The following is a 16519-nucleotide window of genomic DNA, read 5'->3' as shown; positions in this document are numbered from 1 at the left end:
AACCCCGGCAAGATCACGGATCGGTGGGGGTCAGCGGTCGACGGTGCCCGCGATGAACGCCTCGACGCCGTGGCGGCCGGCCTCGTCGTCGCGCTGCTGCGGCGGGGACTTCATGAAGTACGCCGACGGGGACAGCAGCGGACCGCCGATCCCCCGGTCCAGACCGATCTTCGCGGCCCGGACGGCGTCGATGATGACGCCGGCGGAGTTCGGGGAGTCCCAGACCTCGAGCTTGTACTCCAGGTTCAGCGGGACGTCGCCGAAGGCCTTGCCCTCGAGGCGGACGTAGGCCCACTTGCGGTCGTCGAGCCACTGGACGTAGTCGCTGGGACCGATGTGGACGTTGCGGGTGCCGAAGTCGGCGTGCACGTTCGACGTGACGGCCTGGGTCTTGGAGATCTTCTTCGACTCCAGCCGGTCGCGTTCCAGCATGTTCTTGAAGTCCATGTTGCCGCCGACGTTCAGCTGGTAGGTGCGTTCCAGCTTGATGCCGCGGTCCTCGAGCAGCTTCGCGAGGACCCGGTGGGTGATGGTCGCACCGACCTGGGACTTGATGTCGTCGCCGACGATCGGGACACCGGCGTCGGTGAACTTCTGCGCCCACTCCGGGGTGCCGGCGATGAAGACGGGCAGCGCGTTGACGAAGGCGACGTGCGCGTCGATCGCGGCCTGGGCGTAGAACATCGCCGCGTCCTCGGAACCGACGGGCAGGTAGCAGACGAGGACGTCGGCCTTCGCCTCGCGCAGCGCGGCGACGACGTCGACGGGTTCGGCGTCGGACTCGGTGATGGTCTCGCGGTAGTACTTCCCGAGGCCGTCGAGGGTGGGGCCGCGCTGGACGGTCACCCCGGTGGTCGGGACGTCGCAGATCTTGATGGTGTTGTTCTCGCTGGCGCCGATGGCGTCGGCGAGGTCGGTGCCGACCTTCTTGTCGTCGACGTCGAACGCGGCGACGAACTCGATGTCGCGCACGTGGTAGTCGCCGAACTGGACGTGCATGAGACCGGGGACGCTCTGCGTCGGGTCGGCGTCGCGGTAGTAGTGCACGCCCTGGACGAGCGAGGCGGCGCAGTTGCCGACGCCGACGATCGCGACGCGGATGGGTCCTGCCATCAGGGGTTCTCCTCTGGTTTCTCGGGGTGGTGCTCTGCGGAGATGAGGCGTTCGAGCCAGTCGACCTCGCTGCGGACGGTCTCCAGGCCGTGCCGCTGCGCCTCGAGGGCGTAGGAGTCGAGCTGGGCCTGGGTGCGGTCGATGGAGCGGTTCATCTGCTCGAGGCGTTCCAGCAGACGGGCCCGGCGGCCTTCGAGGATGCGCAACCGCGTGCGCGGGGCGACCCGGGTGAAGAGGGCGAAGTGGACGCCGAACGCGTCGTCCTCCCACGCGTCGGGACCGGACTCCTCGAGCATCTGCCCGAGCCGGTCCTTGCCGTGGCGGGTGATCTCGTAGACGACGCGCGCCCGCTTCGGGCTGACGGTGCCCGGGATGCGTTCCTCGGTCGTCTCGGTGATGCAGCCACCGGCCTGCAGGGCGCGCAACGCGGGGTAGAGCGTTCCGTAGGACAGCGCCCGGAACACACCGAGGCGCAGGTCGAGACGTTTGCGGACCTCGTAGCCGTGTAGCGGGCCGTCGGCCAACAGCGCCAGGACCGCGAGGAGCAGGACGTCGCCGCGTTTGCGGACCACAGGTTCTCCGTTCCGATGCATCGGTTCGATGCATCGGTGGGGACAGTACGGGGACCGAGAGCCCTGGACAAGCCACCCGGCCCGGCGCGTCGGGTGCGTGGCACGTGCCGCCCCGCGCGGACCGGTAGGTTCCTCGGATGGTCACGGGCCCTGCCGAAGCACTGGAACGCGAACTCGCCGTGCTGTTGCGCCGTTCACGCGCGATCAACCGGGAGACCGCGCGCAGCGTGCACCCCGACCTCGAACCCGAGGCGTACAGCCTGCTCGTCCGCCTCGACGACGTCGGCGAGACCCGCCCCTCCGACCTCGCGACCTTCTTCGGGATCGGCAAGCCCACCCTGTCGCGCCAGGTCCAGCTCCTCGAACGCCTCGGGCTGGTGACCCGCGAAGCCGACCCCACGGACGGGCGCGCCGTGCGGCTGACCCTCTCCCCCGAGGGCCTGGAGAAGGTGCACGCGGCGCGCTCGGCCCGCCGGCAGCGCCTGCACTCCCGCCTCGAGGGCTGGCCCGAGGACGACATGGCCGAGCTCGCCACCCTCCTCGGCCGCCTCAACGCCCTGATCTGACCTTCCCTCCCCCTCGACGACGACTCCTGGGGGACCTCGGGGTTGCATGCTGCAACCATCCGGGCATATCGTTGCTTGCACACACCAACCGAGCTTGAAGGTCGACATGGCCACACCTCACGCGTGTGCCGCGCTCGTCGACGTGTTCCCGGACCTGCTCCGCGCACGCCGCACGCTCGTCGGCACGCTGAACACCCCCGCGATCGCGACGCTGGCCGTCGTGCACCAGCGGGGTTCCCTGCGCATCAGCGAGGTCGCCGAGCACCTCTCGCTCGACCTCTCCACCGTCAGCCGACAGGTGACCCACCTGCGGCAGAAAGGGTTCCTCGACTCCGCCCCCGACCCCGACGACGGCCGCTCGCAGCGGCTGACCGTCAGCGCCGAGGGTGTCGAGGAACTCCGCCACCACCGCCGGGCCATCGTCGGCAAGCTCGTCGAGCGCCTCGACGACTGGCCCGACCACGAGGTCGGCGACCTCACCCGGCTCCTCGGGAAACTCGCCACGACCGCCACCGCAGGTTGCGCGGTCACCACGTCAGCGGCAGCGTCGCCGGAGAACACCGAGCTCCTTCCAGAGCGGGAGAAAGAGTTGCAGGCGAACGCATGAGCACCACGACACCCACCCACCTGACGCACTCCGACAGTGACGCGCCGAAGATGTCCCACAAGGAGGTCCTCGAGGCGCTGTCCGGCCTGCTCCTCGGGATGTTCGTGGCGATCCTGTCCTCGACGGTCGTCTCGAACGCCCTCCCGACCATCGTCAACGACCTCCACGGCACGGAGTCCGGCTACACCTGGGTCGTCACCGCCGCGCTGCTCGCGACGACGATCTCCACCCCCATCTGGGGCAAGCTCTCGGACCTGTTCTCCAAGAAGCTGCTCGTGCAGACGGCGCTGATCATCTACGTGATCGCCTCGGTCGTCGCGGGTCTGTCCACCAACATGGGCATGCTCATCACGCTGCGCGTCTTCCAGGGCATCGGCGGTGGCGGTCTGCTCGCCCTCACCCAGGTCGTGCTGGCGTCGATGGTCAGCCCCCGGGAACGCGGTCGGTACTCCGGCTACCTCGGCGCGACCTTCGCCCTCGCCACCGTCGGGGGCCCGCTGATCGGCGGGGTCCTCACCCAGCACCTGACCTGGCACTGGTGCTTCTACGTCGGTGTCCCCTTCGCCGTCATCGCCTTCTTCGTGCTCCAGTTCAAGCTGAAGCTGCCCCCGCAGGCCAAGCGCGCCGTCTCCATCGACTACCTCGGCGCCTTCCTCCTCGCCGCCGGCATCTCCGCGCTGCTCGTCTGGGTCTCCCTCGCCGGCACCGAGTTCGCCTGGGGCTCCTGGTGGACCGTCGCCCTGGTCGCCGGGGGTGTCGTCTTCCTGGGCCTCGCCGTCCTGGCGGAGCACCGCGCCAAGGAACCGATCGTCCCGTTGAAGTTCTTCCGCAACCCGACGATCGCCCTCTCCGCCGCCGCGAGCCTCTTCGTCGGTGTCGCCCTGTTCGCCGCCACGATCTTCCTCGGCCAGTACTTCCAGCTCGCCCGGGGCGACAGCCCGACCAAGGCCGGGATCATGACCATCCCGATGATCATCGGGCTCTTCCTGTCCTCGACCATCGCCGGCCGGTTCATCACCAAGACCGGACGCTGGAAGAGCTGGCTCGTCGTGGGCGGCCTGCTCCTCACCGTCGGTCTCGGCCTCATGGGCACCATCGAGTACGACACCAACTACTGGGTCGTCGCGCCGTACATGGCCCTCGTCGGCCTCGGCGTCGGCATGATGATGCAGAACCTCGTGCTGGCGGTCCAGAACGTCGTCGAACCCCGTGACCTCGGCTCCGCGTCGTCCTTCGTGGCCTTCGCCCGCAGCCTCGGCGGCGCCATCGGCGTCTCGGCCCTCGGTGCCGTCCTCGGCCACCGCGTGACCAGCCACCTGACCTCGGGCCTGCGCTCCGCCGGCATCGACCCCGCCGCAGCGGCTCGCTCGCTCGGTTCCAGCACCGGGGTGCCGGACCTGGCCACGATCCCCGAGCCCGTCCGCGGCATCGTCCAGGCCGCCTACGGCTCCTCGATCGCCGAGGTCTTCCTCATCGCGGCCCCGTTCGCCCTCTTCGCCTTCGTCATCACGTTCTTCTTCAAGGAGCGGGCGTTGCGCGGCGGCGAGGAGACCGGACAGGATGCCCAGGTGGCGACCACCGCTCCCGCGGCGGTCCAGGACTCCCCGGCCGGGCACGCTGCGGTCGAGGGTTCGCACGACAGCTCGGTGAACGGTGCCGCGCACGGCGCTCCGTTGAACGGCTCGGTGAACGGGTCCGTGAACGGTGCCGCCGCAACGCTCAACGGTGTCGCGCACCACGACCGGGAGGAGACGACGGGCGTGTCCGCTCAGTCCACCCGCACCGACACCGGACTCTCGCTGTCCGGTTCCGTCCGCCACCACGACCGGCGTCCGCTGCCGGGTGCCGTCGTGACCCTCGCCGACCAGTCCGGCCAGCAGGTCGCCCGCACCTCGACCCGCGAGGACGGCACCTACCGCCTCGCGCTGCCGACCGGCGGGACCTACCTGCTGATCGTCGCGGCGGCCCACGTGGCCCCCTCGGCGACCCTCGTCGGGATCGGTGACACCTCCGTCACCCGCGACGTGGTGCTCTCCGGTCGCTCGGCCATCACCGGCCGGGTCCTGGCTCACGAGATCCACGACGGCGTCGACTCCGGCAACCACCACGGGGTCCAGGGCGCGCTCGTCACCCTGACCGACGTGACCGGCGAGGTCGTCGGCTCCACCCGCACCGACGGTGGCGGCGGCTACGCCTTCGACCAGCTCATGGGCGGCAGTTACGTGCTGACTGCGCAGAACGAGTCGCACCGTCCGCTGGCCCGCAGCGTCGAGGTCCCCGACTCCGGCGCCCTGGCCTGCGACCTCGTCCTCACCGGCGGCGGCCGCCTCACCGGCACCGTCGTCGCCGCGAGCGACGGCCGTGTCGTCCGCGAGGCGTCCGTGACCCTCGTCGACTCCTCCGGTGAGGTCGTCGGCTCCGTCGTCACCGGCACCGACGGCAGCTACTCCTTCGAGGACCTGGCGGGCGGGCACTACACGCTCACCGCCGCCGGGTTCGCTCCGGTGGCCACGGCCGTCGACATCGAGGAGGACACCGTCTCCGCCGCCCAGCTGACCCTGGGCTCCGGCCAGGCCGGCACCACGCTGGACCTGACCCGCTTCGAGACGAACTCCCAGATCGGCGACCAGCGGTGAGTCCCGACCGCGAGACCGACCTGCGCGCCGACCGGAACGTCGGCGCGCAGGCCGGCGCGGGCGTCACCGGCGAGGGGAAGGTGCTGACCCGTGAGGGGTGGCCCGTCACCGGCGCCTCGGTCACGCTGCTCGGCGCCGACGGGGCCCAGGTGGCCCGGGCCGTGACCGCCGGCGACGGGGTCTTCTCCCTCGACGGCGTCCCGGCGGGGGCCGCGACGATGCTCGTCGCGGCCCCGGCCCACGAGCCGCGGGCCACGACCGTCGTCGTCCCGGCCGACGGGGCCTGGCACGTCGGGGAGGTTCGTCTGCGCCGTCAGGGCGGCAGCGACGTCCCCCCGCCCGGGATCTGGGCGATCGACGTCACGCACTCGACGATCTCCGCGCGCGCCCACCACCTGGGACTCTCGGCGGTCACGGGACGCTTCACCAGCTTCTCCGGGGTGATCACCGTCCCCGAGGACGTCACCCGTTCCCGCGTCGAGGTCGAGATCGACGCGACCTCGATCGACACCGGCAACACCCAGCGCGACGAGCACCTGCGCTCGGCGGACTTCCTCAACACCACGGAGTTCCCGACGTTGTCGTTCCGGGCGACGGGTCTGCAGCGCGGAGCCGACGGGTGGGTCCTCGCCGGGGACCTGACCCTGCTGGCCACCACCCGGCCCGTGCAGCTGCAGCTGTCCTACTCCGGCAGCGGTCCCGACCCGTGGGGTGGCACCCGGGCTGCGTTCTCGGCCACGGCCGAGCTGCACCGCGACGACTTCAAGATGAACTGGAACCAGGCCGTCGGCATCGGTGTCGCCGTCTTCGGGACCACGCTCAAGGTCGCGATCGACGTCGAGGCCGTCCTCCAGCAGTGACCCTCACCCACCCGTGATCCCGCTGGGACTCCAGGCGAGATCACGGGTGGGAACGAGAACGGCCCCGCACCTCGAAGGAGGTGCGGGGCCTTAGTCGTCCTGGGGTCAGGCGGACTTCTCGCGACGCTCCCGGGTGGGTTTGCGGGCCGGGGCCTCACGGGGCACGAGCGTCGGGTTCACGTTCTTCAGCACGACCTCACGGGTCACGACGACCCGGGCGATGTCGTCGCGACTGGGAACGTCGAACATCACCGGGAGGAGGACCTCTTCGATGATCGCGCGCAGCCCGCGCGCACCGGTCCCGCGGAGGATCGCCTGGTCGGCGACGGCCTCCAGGGCGTCGTCGGTGAACTCCAGCTCCACCCCGTCCAGCTCGAACATCCGCTGGTACTGCTTGGCGAGGGCGTTGCGCGGTTTGGTGAGGATCTGCACCAGGGCTTCCTGGTCCAGGTTCTCCACCGAGGTGATGACGGGCAGACGACCGATGAACTCGGGGATCAGCCCGAACTTCATGAGGTCCTCGGGCATGACCTCGGCGAAGGACGGCTCGGCCGCCTTCTTCTCCGTCGAGCGCAGCTGCGCGCCGAAGCCGAGCCCCTGCTTGCCGGAACGCGCCTCGATGATCCGGTCGAGGCCGGCGAAGGCCCCACCCACGATGAACAGCACGTTCGTCGTGTCGATCTGGATGAACTCCTGGTGGGGGTGCTTGCGTCCACCCTGGGGCGGGACGCTGGCCGTGGTCCCCTCGAGGATCTTCAGCAGCGCCTGCTGGACCCCCTCCCCCGACACGTCACGCGTGATCGAGGGGTTCTCGGACTTGCGGGCGATCTTGTCGACCTCGTCGATGTAGATGATGCCCGTCTCGGCCTTCTTGACGTCGTAGTCAGCGGCCTGGATGAGCTTCAGCAGGATGTTCTCGACGTCCTCGCCGACGTAGCCGGCCTCGGTCAGCGCCGTGGCGTCGGCGATCGCGAAGGGGACGTTGAGCATCTTGGCGAGCGTCTGCGCGAGGTACGTCTTGCCGCAGCCCGTGGGGCCGATCAGCAGGATGTTCGACTTGGAGATCTCGACGGCGTCGTCGCGGTTCTTCGCCGAGGGCTCACCGATCTGGATGCGCTTGTAGTGGTTGTAGACGGCCACGGCGAGGGACTTCTTCGCCGAGCTCTGGCCGATGACGTACTGGTCGAGGAAGTCGAAGATCTCCTTCGGCTTGGGCAGCTCCACCAGGCCCAGGTCGTTGGCCTCGGCGAGCTCCTCCTCGATGATCTCGTTGCAGAGGTCGATGCACTCGTCGCAGATGTAGACGCCAGGGCCTGCGATCAGCTTCTTGACCTGCTTCTGGCTCTTGCCGCAGAACGAGCACTTCAGCAGATCGCCCCCGTCACCGATGCGTGCCACCGACGGCTTCCTCTCCTCGTGCTGCTGGACCCACGACCCGGAGGCCGCCGAGCGGACCGGACGCGTCGCGTGCTGACCACGCTACCTGCCGGGTACCCCTCGCCCGACTCATTAGACGCCTCCGGGGGACACGGTGCCAGACCGGCCCCCCGGGTGCGCGCCTACGACTCGCGCATTGCTGCGCGCGAGTGACGTTCCGTGCTCAGAGCGAGGGGGCCGACGCCTTGCGGCTCTGGAGCACCTCGTCGATGAGGCCGTACTCGACGGCCTCCTTGGCGGTGAGGAACTTGTCGCGCTCGATGTCCTCGCGCACCTGGTCGGCGGTGCGGTTGGAGTGGAAGGCGAGCGTGCTCTCCAGCCAGGACCGCATGCGCAGGATCTCGTTGGCCTGGATCTCCAGGTCGGAGGCCTGGCCGTAGTCGCCACCGGCCATCGCCGGCTGGTGGATGAGGATGCGCGAGTTCGGCAGCGCGAACCGCTTCCCCGGCGCACCGGCGCCGAGCAGGACGGCCGCGGCCGAGGCGGCCTGACCCATGCAGTACGTCTGGATGTCCGGACGGATGTACTGCATGGTGTCGTAGATCGCCGTGAGGGCCGTGAAGGACCCACCCGGGGAGTTGATGTACATGATGATGTCGCGCTCGGTGTCCTGGGACTCCAGGACGATGAGCTGGGCGATGATGTCGTCCGCCGAGGCGTCGTCCACCTGCACGCCGAGGAAGATGATGCGGTCCTCGAAGAGCTTGGTGTACGGGTCCGAGCGCTTCATCCCGTAGGACGTGCGCTCCTCGAACTGCGGCAGCACGTAGCGCGCTTGGGGGTTCATCATCGGGCGGTCTCCCATCTGGGCGTCGAACGGAGGACGAAGAGGCTCACGCATCGGTGCCGCCACCGCCCGTGACCTCGCTCGTGTGACCGACGACGTGGTCGATGAGCCCGTAGTCCTTGGCCTCCTGCGCGGAGAACCAGCGGTCCCGGTCGGAGTCGCGGGTGATCGTCTCGAAGGTCTGGCCCGAGTGGTGCGCGATGAGCTCGGCCATCTGCTTCTTCGTGGCGATGATCTGCTCGGCCAGGATCTTGATGTCGCTGGCGGAACCACCGAGGCCACCCAGCGGCTGGTGCATCATGATCTTCGCGTGCGGCAGGGCGGAACGCTTGCCGGCCGCACCCGCGGCGAGCAGGAACTGCCCCATCGAGGCCGCCATGCCGGTCGCGATCGTCGCCACGTCCGGCTTGATGTACTGCATGGTGTCGTAGATCGACATGCCCGCGGAGACCGATCCGCCGGGCGAGTTGATGTACATGAAGATGTCCGCGTCGGGGTCCTCGGCGGCCAGCAGCAGCAGCTGCGCGCAGATGGCGTTGGCCATGTCGTCCCGGACCTCGGTCCCGAGCCAGATGATCCGCTGCTGCAGGAGTCGCTGGTAGACGTTGTCGTCCAGGCCCGCTCCCGGCGTACCCGTTCGAGCCTGCTGCGGCGTCACCAGTCCCGGTGCGCTCAAGATCTCGCTCACGCTGTTCCCTGGCCCTCTCCTGGCATCGACCACCCACCCCGGACCTGGTCCGGGAGGGTTCGGCGGATGCTCCGCCGATCTCGATCGACCCTAACGCGCAGCCCCCGACGACCATGTCGGGGCGGGGCCCTTTTCGCTGTCGGCGCACTGATCCCGGGTCCGGGAACAGCGCGCCGACAGCGGCGGGGATCAGCTCTTCGAGGGCTCTTCCGCGGTCTCCCCGGCGGCGGCCTGCTCGTCCTCACCGGTCGGGTCGACGGTCTGGCCGGCCTCGTCGGTGGACTCGCTGCCGGACTCGAGGGCTTCCGCACCGTCCTCGTCGTCGTCGCCGCCCACGAGCTCCTCGAGGTCCACGGCGTTGCCGGAGGCGTCGGTCACGGTGGCCTTCTCCATGGCGACGGCCAGCGCCTTGCGGCGACGGACCTCGGAAACCATGGCGGGCACCTGGCCGGCACCGTCGACCATCTGGACGAACTGCTGGGGCTCCATGCCGTACTGCTGCGCCTGGCCGACGAGGTACTCGATCAGCTCGCCCTGGTCGACACCGATCTCCTCGGCGTCGGCGAGGGCGTCCAGCAGCAGCTGGCTGCGGATCGCCTGACGGGTGGAGTCCTCGATCTCGGCGCGGTGCTCGGCGTCCTCGAGACGGCTCTCGCGTTCGAGGTGGGCGTGGATCTCGGCCTCGACGAGGGACTCGGGGACCGGGACCTCGACGGTCTCGAGGAGCTTCTCGAGGACCTTGTCGCGGGCCTGGAGACCCTGCTCGAACTTCTTGGCCTGCTCGACCTGGTTGAGCAGGTCGGCGTTGAGCTCCTCGAGCGTGTCGAACTCGCTCGCCAGCTGGGCGAAGTCGTCGTCCGCCTCGGGCAGCACGCGCTCCTTGACCGACTGCACGGTCACGGTGATGGAGGCGTCCTCGCCCTTGCGCTCGCCTCCGGCGAGGGGGGCGGAGAAGGTCACGGTGCCCTCGGCCGCGACGCCGGTCAGCGCCTCGTCCAGGCCCTCGATCATGTTGCCCTGACCGATGCGGTAGCTGATGCCCTTGGCGGTCTCGATCTCCTCGCCGTCGATCTCGGCGTGCAGGTCGATGGAGACGAAGTCGCCGTCGGCGGCCGCGCGGTCGACGCCGGTGAGGGTGCCGAAGCGCTCGCGCAGCGAGGTGAGACGGGTCTCGACCTCCTCGGCCGGGACCTCGAGGTCGTCGACCGTGACGGTGATCGTGGAGAGGTCGGGCAGCTCGATCGTCGGGCGCACGTCGACCTCGACGGAGAACTTGAGGTCACCGCCGTCCTTGACGTCGGGGGCCTGGGTGACGTCCACGGTGGGCTGGCCCAGCGGCAGGAAGTCCGAGGCCTCGACGGCCTGCTGGTAGAACTTCGGCAGGGCGTCGTTGACGGCTTCCTCGAGCACGACACCGCGGCCGACGCGCTGGTCGATGACGCGCGCGGGGACCTTGCCCTTGCGGAAGCCCGGCACCTGGACCTGACCGCCGATGGTCTTGTAGGCCTTGTCGAGACTGGGCTTCAGCTCGTCGTAGCCGACCTCGACGGTGAACTTCACCCGGGTCGCGTTGAGGGTCTCGACGTCGCTCTTCACAGCGGGGTTCTCCTGGGATCTCTCCGCGTCCTGCGGAGGTCGTGGTCAGGCGTGCGGCACGCCGGGCAGCCCCGGCGCACCGCGGAATGCTAGCTGCCGCGTCGGGGCTCTTTCGTGCGCGAGCGCCGCCACGTACGGCGACACCCGCGTGTCCGTCGGGGTACCCGGATTCGAACCGGGGGCCTTCCGCTCCCAAAGCGGACGCGCTACCAAGCTGCGCCACACCCCGCGACCACCACGCAGGCGGTACTGGAGCAGGCTACCGCTCCGGACCCGTTACGCTGTCCCCGCACGGTGCGCTGCTCCTGCCCGCAGGGTTGTGGCAGGCTTGTCCGTGCACGCGGGTGTAGCTCAATGGTAGAGCCCTAGTCTTCCAAACTAGCTACGCGAGTTCGATTCTCGTCACCCGCTCCACAGCGGCCGGTCCCCTCGGGGCCGGCCGCTCCGTCGTTCCCCGGGATCACCCGCGGTGATCTGTAGGGTCCCGACATGTCGTCTGCCTTCCACGTCGTCGTGGCCCCGGACAAGTTCAAGGGTTCGCTGACCGCGGCCGAGGTCGCCCGCACGATCGCGGACGGCTTCCGCGAGGGCTTCGAGGGCGCCTTCGGGGAGCTCACCCGCGACGTCGCCACCGTGGGTCGCACGTTCGCCTGGACCGAGATCCCCGTCGCCGACGGGGGCGAGGGGACGGTGGAGGCGGCGCTGCGCTCGGCGGGCTTCCGGGCCGTGGCGACCCGCGTCGCCGGCCCGACCGGGGAGACCCTGGAGGCGACCTTCGCCCGCGACGGCGACACCGCGGTCGTGGAGATGGCGCAGGCCTCCGGGCTGGACCGGTTGCAGGGCGGGGTCCCCGCCCCGCTGACCGCCACGACCCGCGGCACCGGGCAGTTGATCCGCTCCGCCCTCGACTTCGCCGCCGAGCACGTCGTCCTGGCCGTCGGTGGCAGTGCGAGCACCGACGGCGGCGCCGGGATCCTCGTCGGCCTGGGCGCCCGGCTCCTCGACGCGGACGGCCACGACCTGCCCGACGGCGGAGCGGCCCTGCTCGACCTCGACCGCATCGACCTCACCGGGCTCGATCCGAGGGCACGCGCCGCGCGCTGGACGCTGGCCGCCGACGTCGACCACCCGCTGCTGGGGCCGCGGGGGGCGGCCGCCGTGTTCGGACCGCAGAAGGGTGCCTCCCCCGCCGACGTCGACCTGCTCGAGCGTGCGCTGACCCGCTTCGCCGACGTCCTGGCGGCCACGACCGGCGTGGACGCGCGCGACACCCCGGGCGCGGGGGCCGCGGGCGGGACGGGTCTGGTGGCCCTCGGCCTGTTCGGGGCGGTCCGCCGCCCGGGCATCGACGTCGTGCTGGAGTTCGCGAACTGGGACCACCGCACCGCGGGCGCCGACCTCGTCATCACCGGCGAGGGCAGCTTCGACGAGCAGTCCCTGGGCGGGAAGACCCCGGTGGGGATCGCGACGGCGGCCGCGAGGACGGGGGTCCCGGTGGTCGTGCTCAGCGGCCGGCGCGACCTCCCCGAGCAGCGGTGGCGGGCCGCGGGCTTCGCGGACGCACGGGCGTTGACGGACCTCGAACCCGACCCGCGGGTCTGCGTGCGCGACGCGGCCCCGTTGCTGCGACGACTGGCCGCCGACCTCGGCGCCGAGCACGGCGAACGTGCCGCGGCCGGGATCCGGGGAGAGCTCCCGGCGCGGGGTTAGTCGCGCCAGAGCAGCAGCGCGGTGCGGTCGTCGGAGTCGCCGTCGGCCCCGTCCGCGACGAGCCGGGGCAGCGACCCGGAGCGCTGGTCGGGGGTGAGGGCCAGCAGCCTGCGGACCAGGGAACCGATGCCCTCGCCGAGGTCGACGTCGCGCTGCTCGACGACCCCGTCGGAGTAGACGAGCAGGGCGTCCCCGGGTTCGAGGGTCGCCGTGACGGGCGGGAAGTCCGCGTCGGGGACGACACCGAGCAGGGGCCCGTGCGCCGCGTCCAGCAGCTCCGCGCTCTCGACGGAGTGCGCGTGCACGACCGGTGGGTGTCCGGCCGAGGAGACGCTCACCTTCCCCGAGGTGAGGTCGACCGCCAGGTGCACGGCCGTCGCGAAGCCCTCGAACCAGTCCTGCCGCAGCACGTAGCGGTTGGCGGCGGGGAGGAACTCGTGCGGCGACACCGATCCGAGCAGCCCACCGAAGGCCCCCGAGAGCAGCAGTCCGCGACTGCCCGCGTCCTGCCCCTTCCCGGAGACGTCGACCAGGACCACCTCGAACCGGGTGCCATCGGGCGAGACGGAGGAGAGCAGGACGTCACCCGAGAACGCGTCCCCGTGCGCGGGCTGCAGCAGACCCTCGACGTGCCACCCCGGGGGCAGCTCCGGCAGGTCCCCCTGGGACATCAGCCGGTCGCGCAGGTCGACGAGCATGGCCTCGCCGAGGTACCCGGTCAGTCCGAGCTGGTCGCGCCCCCGGGCGAAGACGATCGCCATCCCGGCCGTGATCGCGATGACGACGAGAACGCTCGGTGACACGGGCCGGGGGTCGTCGGCGCGGACGACGATCGCGATGAACATCGCCGGGACCGCCACGAGGCAGAGCGCCAGCATCCGCGACATCCGCAGCACGAAGGCACCGACCAGGATCGCGGGCACGAACGCCGTCAACGGCACCCAGCGGGTGAAGGCCGAGCCCAGACCCACGCCGAGCACGACCGCGGAGAGGACGAGGAGCGCCGGCGTCTGGGGTGGGCGGGCGAGCAACCGGCGCCAGGACGCACGCTGAGCGGCACTGAGCAGCCCTGACCGTCGCGACGCCACGCTGCGTGGTGGCCGCGGGGTTGACCGCTGCATGGGAGCACTCTAGTCGTCACTCTCCGTCTACGGAATGCGACTGGCGGTATTCAACTCACGAGGCTGGCAGGTCGGACACCACGTCAGGTGCCGGTTGACCATCTGCGCGTACTCGACCGGCGTGGAGCACAACCGGCACGGCTCTCCCGCCCGGCGGTAGACGTAGAACGCATCGCCCCGGGTCGGCGTCCCCTTCCGCTTCGCGCGGTGCTCGGGGCGGGTCGTCACGATCCGGCCGGCCTTCAGACCGGCCCGCATGAGCAGCACCAGGTCGCCCCAGACGGACTCCCACTCCTCCCGGGTCACCTCACGGCCCGGGCGGTAGGGGTTGACGCCCGCGCGGAAGAGCACCTCCGCCCGGTAGACCGCTCCCACCCCGGCGACGACCTCCTGCTGCATGAGCAGCGCCCCGAGGGTCGTCCGGCTGCGGCTGATCCGCTCGAAGGCGACGGCCTGGTCGGCGTCGGAGCGCAGCGGGTCCTGCCCCAGCCGGGCGTGCAGCGCCTCGACGCCCCCGGGGTCCAGGACCTCGCAGGCGGTCGGGCCGCGCAGGTCCGCCCAGCCGCCCTCCGCCTCCAGACGCACCCGGACCTGGCCACGCGGCGGCTCCGGTTGCCCGTCGCCGGCCGTCCACTTGCCGTACAGACCGAGGTGGACGTGCAGGACGCGCCCGTTGTCGAAGCGCGCGAGCAGGTGCTTGCCGTGCGCCTCGACGGCGACCAGCGTCGCGTCGTGCAGCAACGCGGCCCCCTCGGTGAAGCGCCCCTGCGGGCTGCTCACCCAGACCGGCGACCGGCCGAAGCGCGCGAAGAGGTCACGGGCGTTGCCGTGGACGGTGTGGCCCTCCGGCATCAGGACCCGTCGGTGGCGCTCGCCGGCAGGGTCGGCAGCTCCCCCGTGCGGGCGAAGTCGTCGAGCATCTCGATGCGCCGGACGTGGCGCGGGTCGTTCGAGAACGGCGTCGCGAGGAAGGTGTCGGCCAGCAGCGTGGCCTCCTCGAGGCTGTGCATGCGGGCGCCGATGCCGACGCACTGGGCGTCGTTGTGCTCGCGGGCCAGCCGGGCGGTGTCGACGGACCACGCCAGCGCGCACCGGATGCCGGGGACGACGTTCGCGGCGATCTGCTCCCCGTTGCCGGAGCCGCCGATGACGATGCCGAGGCTGCCCGGCTCCTGCGACACGGCGAGCGCGGCGCGCAGGATGAAGGGCGGGTAGTCGTCGACGGAGTCGTAGACCGGCGCCCCGTGGTCGACGACGTCGTGCCCCTGCTCGCGCAGGTGGGCGACGAGGTACTCCTTGAGCTCGAACCCGGCGTGGTCGGTACCGACGTGGACGCGCATGGAGCCAGCTTGGCAGTCCCCTGCCAGGATCGCGTCATGGGGTCGGTGGTGCTCGGGGTGGACGGCGCTCGCGGGGGCTGGGCCGTGGCCGTCGTCGAGGGCACGTCTCACTCCGCGCGGCTGCTGGCGTGGCGGTCGGCGCCCGGACCCGGGGTCGAAGCGGTCCTCGCGACGGCGCCCGGTGCCCTCGCCGTCGGGTTCGACGTCCCGATCGGTCTGCCCCGCGACGACTGGCGCCCCGCCGACCGGCTCGCGAAGCGGGCCCTCGGTCGCGCCCACGCCCGGGTCTTCCTCGTCCCGCCGCGCGCGGTGCTGCGGGCACCCGACTACACCGCGGCGCGGCAGGTGTCCCGGGAGCTCCTGCGGGGGAAGGGTCTCTCGGCCCAGACGTGGGGGTTGCGCGGGCCCGTCCTCGCCCTCGACGAGGCCCTGACGCAGGACCGGGTGCGGCGGCTCGCGGTGGAGACCCACCCCGAGCTCTCGTTCGCCGCGATGACCGGGGCGGTCCTGCCGCCGAAGAAGACCCCCGCCGGGCGCGAGGCGCGCGTCGCGGCCCTCGCCGGCTGGCTGGACGGGCCGCCCGCGCCCGCGGGCGACGACCACCTCGACGCGGCCGCGTGCGCGTGGTCGGCGTTGCGGTTCGTCGAGGGTGTCGCCGCCGTCCTCGGCGGGGAGCCGGACGAGCGCGGACTCCCCCAGCGGATCGTGACCTGACGATCAGTCGAAGACGGGACCCTGGGTGCGGGTGCGCTTGAGCTCGAAGAACCCCGGGGTCCCGGCGACGAGGACGCAGCCGTCCCACAGCCGACCCGCGTCCTCGCCCCTGGGGGTGGGGGTCACGACGGGTCCGAAGAAGGCGACGTCGCCGAAGGCCACGACGGGCGTCCCGACGTCCTCGCCGACCCGGGTGATCCCCTCCTGGTGGGAGGCGCGCAGCTCGGCGTCGTAGGTGTCGGTGTGCGCGGCGGCCGCGAGGTCGGCGGGCAGCCCCACCTCGGCCAGCGCCTCGCGGATCACGACGTCGAAGTCCTTGTTGCCACCGGGGTGGATCCGGGTGCCCATGGCCGTGTACAGCGGCAGGACCACCTCGTCGCCGTGCAGGCTGCGCGCGGCGGTGACGACCCGGACCGGGCCCCAGCCCTTCGCCATCAGCTCCTGGTACTCCTGCGGGAGGTCCCGGCCCTCGTTGAGGACGGAGAGGCTCATGACGTGCCAGCGGACGGTGATGTCGCGCACCTGCTCGACCTCGAGGATCCAGCGGGAGGTCATCCAGGCCCAGGGGCACAGCGGGTCGAACCAGAAGTCGGCGGTCGCGGTCGTGGTGTCGGTGGTGTTCTCGAGCGTCGTGGCGGTCATGACGGTCATCCTGCTCCCGACCTGCGACACGGAACAGCCGGGTGCGACAGGCCACGGGTCGGGGGCTCGTGGCAGAGTGCTTCGCGTCGTCCAGGGGGACATCCCGTGGTGACGCTCCAACGACGAGAGG

General features: G+C 71.1%; 16 protein-coding genes and 2 tRNA genes. 7 read left to right on the top strand and 11 right to left on the bottom strand.

Annotated elements, in window-relative coordinates:
• Positions 1–30: 30 nt before the first annotated feature.
• A complete protein-coding gene (locus OG218_RS21965; RefSeq protein WP_380162176.1) occupies positions 31–1116 on the bottom strand; it encodes an inositol-3-phosphate synthase in 1086 nt (361 codons plus the stop codon).
• The gene (locus tag OG218_RS21960) at positions 1113–1685 is read right to left on the bottom strand and encodes a PadR family transcriptional regulator (RefSeq protein WP_328295345.1); all 573 of its coding nucleotides are present in this window, start codon (positions 1683–1685) and stop codon (positions 1113–1115) included. Before OG218_RS21960 ends, OG218_RS21965 begins: the two co-directional genes overlap by 4 nt.
• Positions 1686–1822: 137 nt before the next feature.
• Here OG218_RS21960 and OG218_RS21955 point away from each other — a divergent pair, with 137 nt between their 5' ends.
• From OG218_RS21955 to OG218_RS21940, 4 genes are all read left to right on the top strand, one after another.
• On the top strand, positions 1823–2251 hold the full coding sequence (locus OG218_RS21955) for a MarR family winged helix-turn-helix transcriptional regulator (protein ID WP_328295344.1): 429 nt from the start codon (positions 1823–1825) through the stop codon (positions 2249–2251).
• A gap of 106 nt (positions 2252–2357) precedes the next feature.
• Positions 2358–2858 (top strand): MarR family winged helix-turn-helix transcriptional regulator, encoded by a 501-nt coding sequence (locus tag OG218_RS21950; protein WP_328295343.1) that lies wholly within the window; start codon positions 2358–2360, stop codon positions 2856–2858.
• On the top strand, positions 2855–5494 hold the full coding sequence (locus OG218_RS21945) for an MFS transporter (protein ID WP_328295342.1): 2640 nt from the start codon (positions 2855–2857) through the stop codon (positions 5492–5494). Before OG218_RS21950 ends, OG218_RS21945 begins: the two co-directional genes overlap by 4 nt.
• Entirely contained in the window at positions 5491–6354 is an 864-nt protein-coding gene (locus tag OG218_RS21940; RefSeq protein ID WP_328295341.1) for a YceI family protein, read from the top strand. The genes OG218_RS21945 and OG218_RS21940 overlap by 4 nt, the downstream gene beginning before the upstream one ends.
• 105 nt (positions 6355–6459) lie before the next feature.
• Here the strand turns inward: OG218_RS21940 and clpX are convergent, their stop codons facing one another.
• From clpX to OG218_RS21915, 5 genes are all read right to left on the bottom strand, one after another.
• On the bottom strand, positions 6460–7752 hold the full coding sequence (clpX, locus tag OG218_RS21935; protein ID WP_328295340.1) for an ATP-dependent Clp protease ATP-binding subunit ClpX: 1293 nt from the start codon (positions 7750–7752) through the stop codon (positions 6460–6462).
• Positions 7753–7954: 202 nt separating this feature from the next.
• Positions 7955–8632 carry an ATP-dependent Clp protease proteolytic subunit gene (locus OG218_RS21930; RefSeq protein WP_380157423.1) on the bottom strand — a complete coding sequence of 226 codons (678 nt, stop codon included), beginning with the start codon at positions 8630–8632 and terminating at the stop codon, positions 7955–7957.
• Entirely contained in the window at positions 8625–9266 is a 642-nt protein-coding gene (locus tag OG218_RS21925; RefSeq protein WP_380157425.1) for an ATP-dependent Clp protease proteolytic subunit, read from the bottom strand. Before OG218_RS21925 ends, OG218_RS21930 begins: the two co-directional genes overlap by 8 nt.
• A 189-nt stretch (positions 9267–9455) precedes the next feature.
• Positions 9456–10862, bottom strand: coding sequence for a trigger factor (gene tig / locus OG218_RS21920; RefSeq protein ID WP_328295339.1), 1407 nt, complete (start codon positions 10860–10862; stop codon positions 9456–9458).
• A 155-nt stretch (positions 10863–11017) separates the two neighbouring features.
• A tRNA-Pro gene (locus tag OG218_RS21915) sits at positions 11018–11091 on the bottom strand.
• A 111-nt stretch (positions 11092–11202) separates the two neighbouring features.
• On the opposite strand from OG218_RS21915, the gene OG218_RS21910 reads away from it, so the two are divergent.
• Positions 11203–11276, top strand: a tRNA-Gly gene (locus OG218_RS21910).
• Positions 11277–11351: 75 nt separating this feature from the next.
• Positions 11352–12572 (top strand): glycerate kinase, encoded by a 1221-nt coding sequence (locus OG218_RS21905; protein WP_328295338.1) that lies wholly within the window; start codon positions 11352–11354, stop codon positions 12570–12572.
• Here the strand turns inward: OG218_RS21905 and OG218_RS21900 are convergent.
• The 3 genes from OG218_RS21900 to OG218_RS21890 are packed head-to-tail and all read right to left on the bottom strand — an operon-like array spanning position 12569 to position 15033.
• Positions 12569–13693, bottom strand: coding sequence for a PP2C family protein-serine/threonine phosphatase (locus tag OG218_RS21900; RefSeq protein ID WP_328295337.1), 1125 nt, complete (start codon positions 13691–13693; stop codon positions 12569–12571). The genes OG218_RS21905 and OG218_RS21900 overlap by 4 nt on opposite strands.
• Positions 13694–13720: 27 nt before the next feature.
• Positions 13721–14545, bottom strand: a complete 825-nt coding sequence (locus tag OG218_RS21895) for an Fpg/Nei family DNA glycosylase (protein ID WP_328295336.1) — start codon at positions 14543–14545, stop codon at positions 13721–13723.
• On the bottom strand, positions 14545–15033 hold the full coding sequence (locus OG218_RS21890; RefSeq protein ID WP_328295335.1) for a ribose-5-phosphate isomerase: 489 nt from the start codon (positions 15031–15033) through the stop codon (positions 14545–14547). Before OG218_RS21890 ends, OG218_RS21895 begins: the two co-directional genes overlap by 1 nt.
• Before the next feature lie 36 nt (positions 15034–15069).
• Between OG218_RS21890 and OG218_RS21885 the strand changes: the two genes are divergently transcribed.
• Entirely contained in the window at positions 15070–15747 is a 678-nt protein-coding gene (locus tag OG218_RS21885) for a DUF429 domain-containing protein (protein WP_328295334.1), read from the top strand.
• Positions 15748–15750: 3 nt separating this feature from the next.
• Here OG218_RS21885 and OG218_RS21880 read toward each other — a convergent pair whose 3' ends face one another.
• Positions 15751–16389: a mycothiol-dependent nitroreductase Rv2466c family protein gene (locus OG218_RS21880; RefSeq protein ID WP_328295333.1), complete on the bottom strand. Its 639-nt coding sequence runs from the start codon at positions 16387–16389 to the stop codon at positions 15751–15753.
• Positions 16390–16519 lie beyond the last annotated feature (130 nt).

The organism is Kineococcus sp. NBC_00420, from assembly GCF_036021035.1.
Taxonomy (GTDB): domain Bacteria; phylum Actinomycetota; class Actinomycetes; order Actinomycetales; family Kineococcaceae; genus Kineococcus.
The sequence above is the reverse complement of the archived record's forward strand: the minus strand, read 5'-3'. Positions and strand labels throughout refer to the sequence as shown.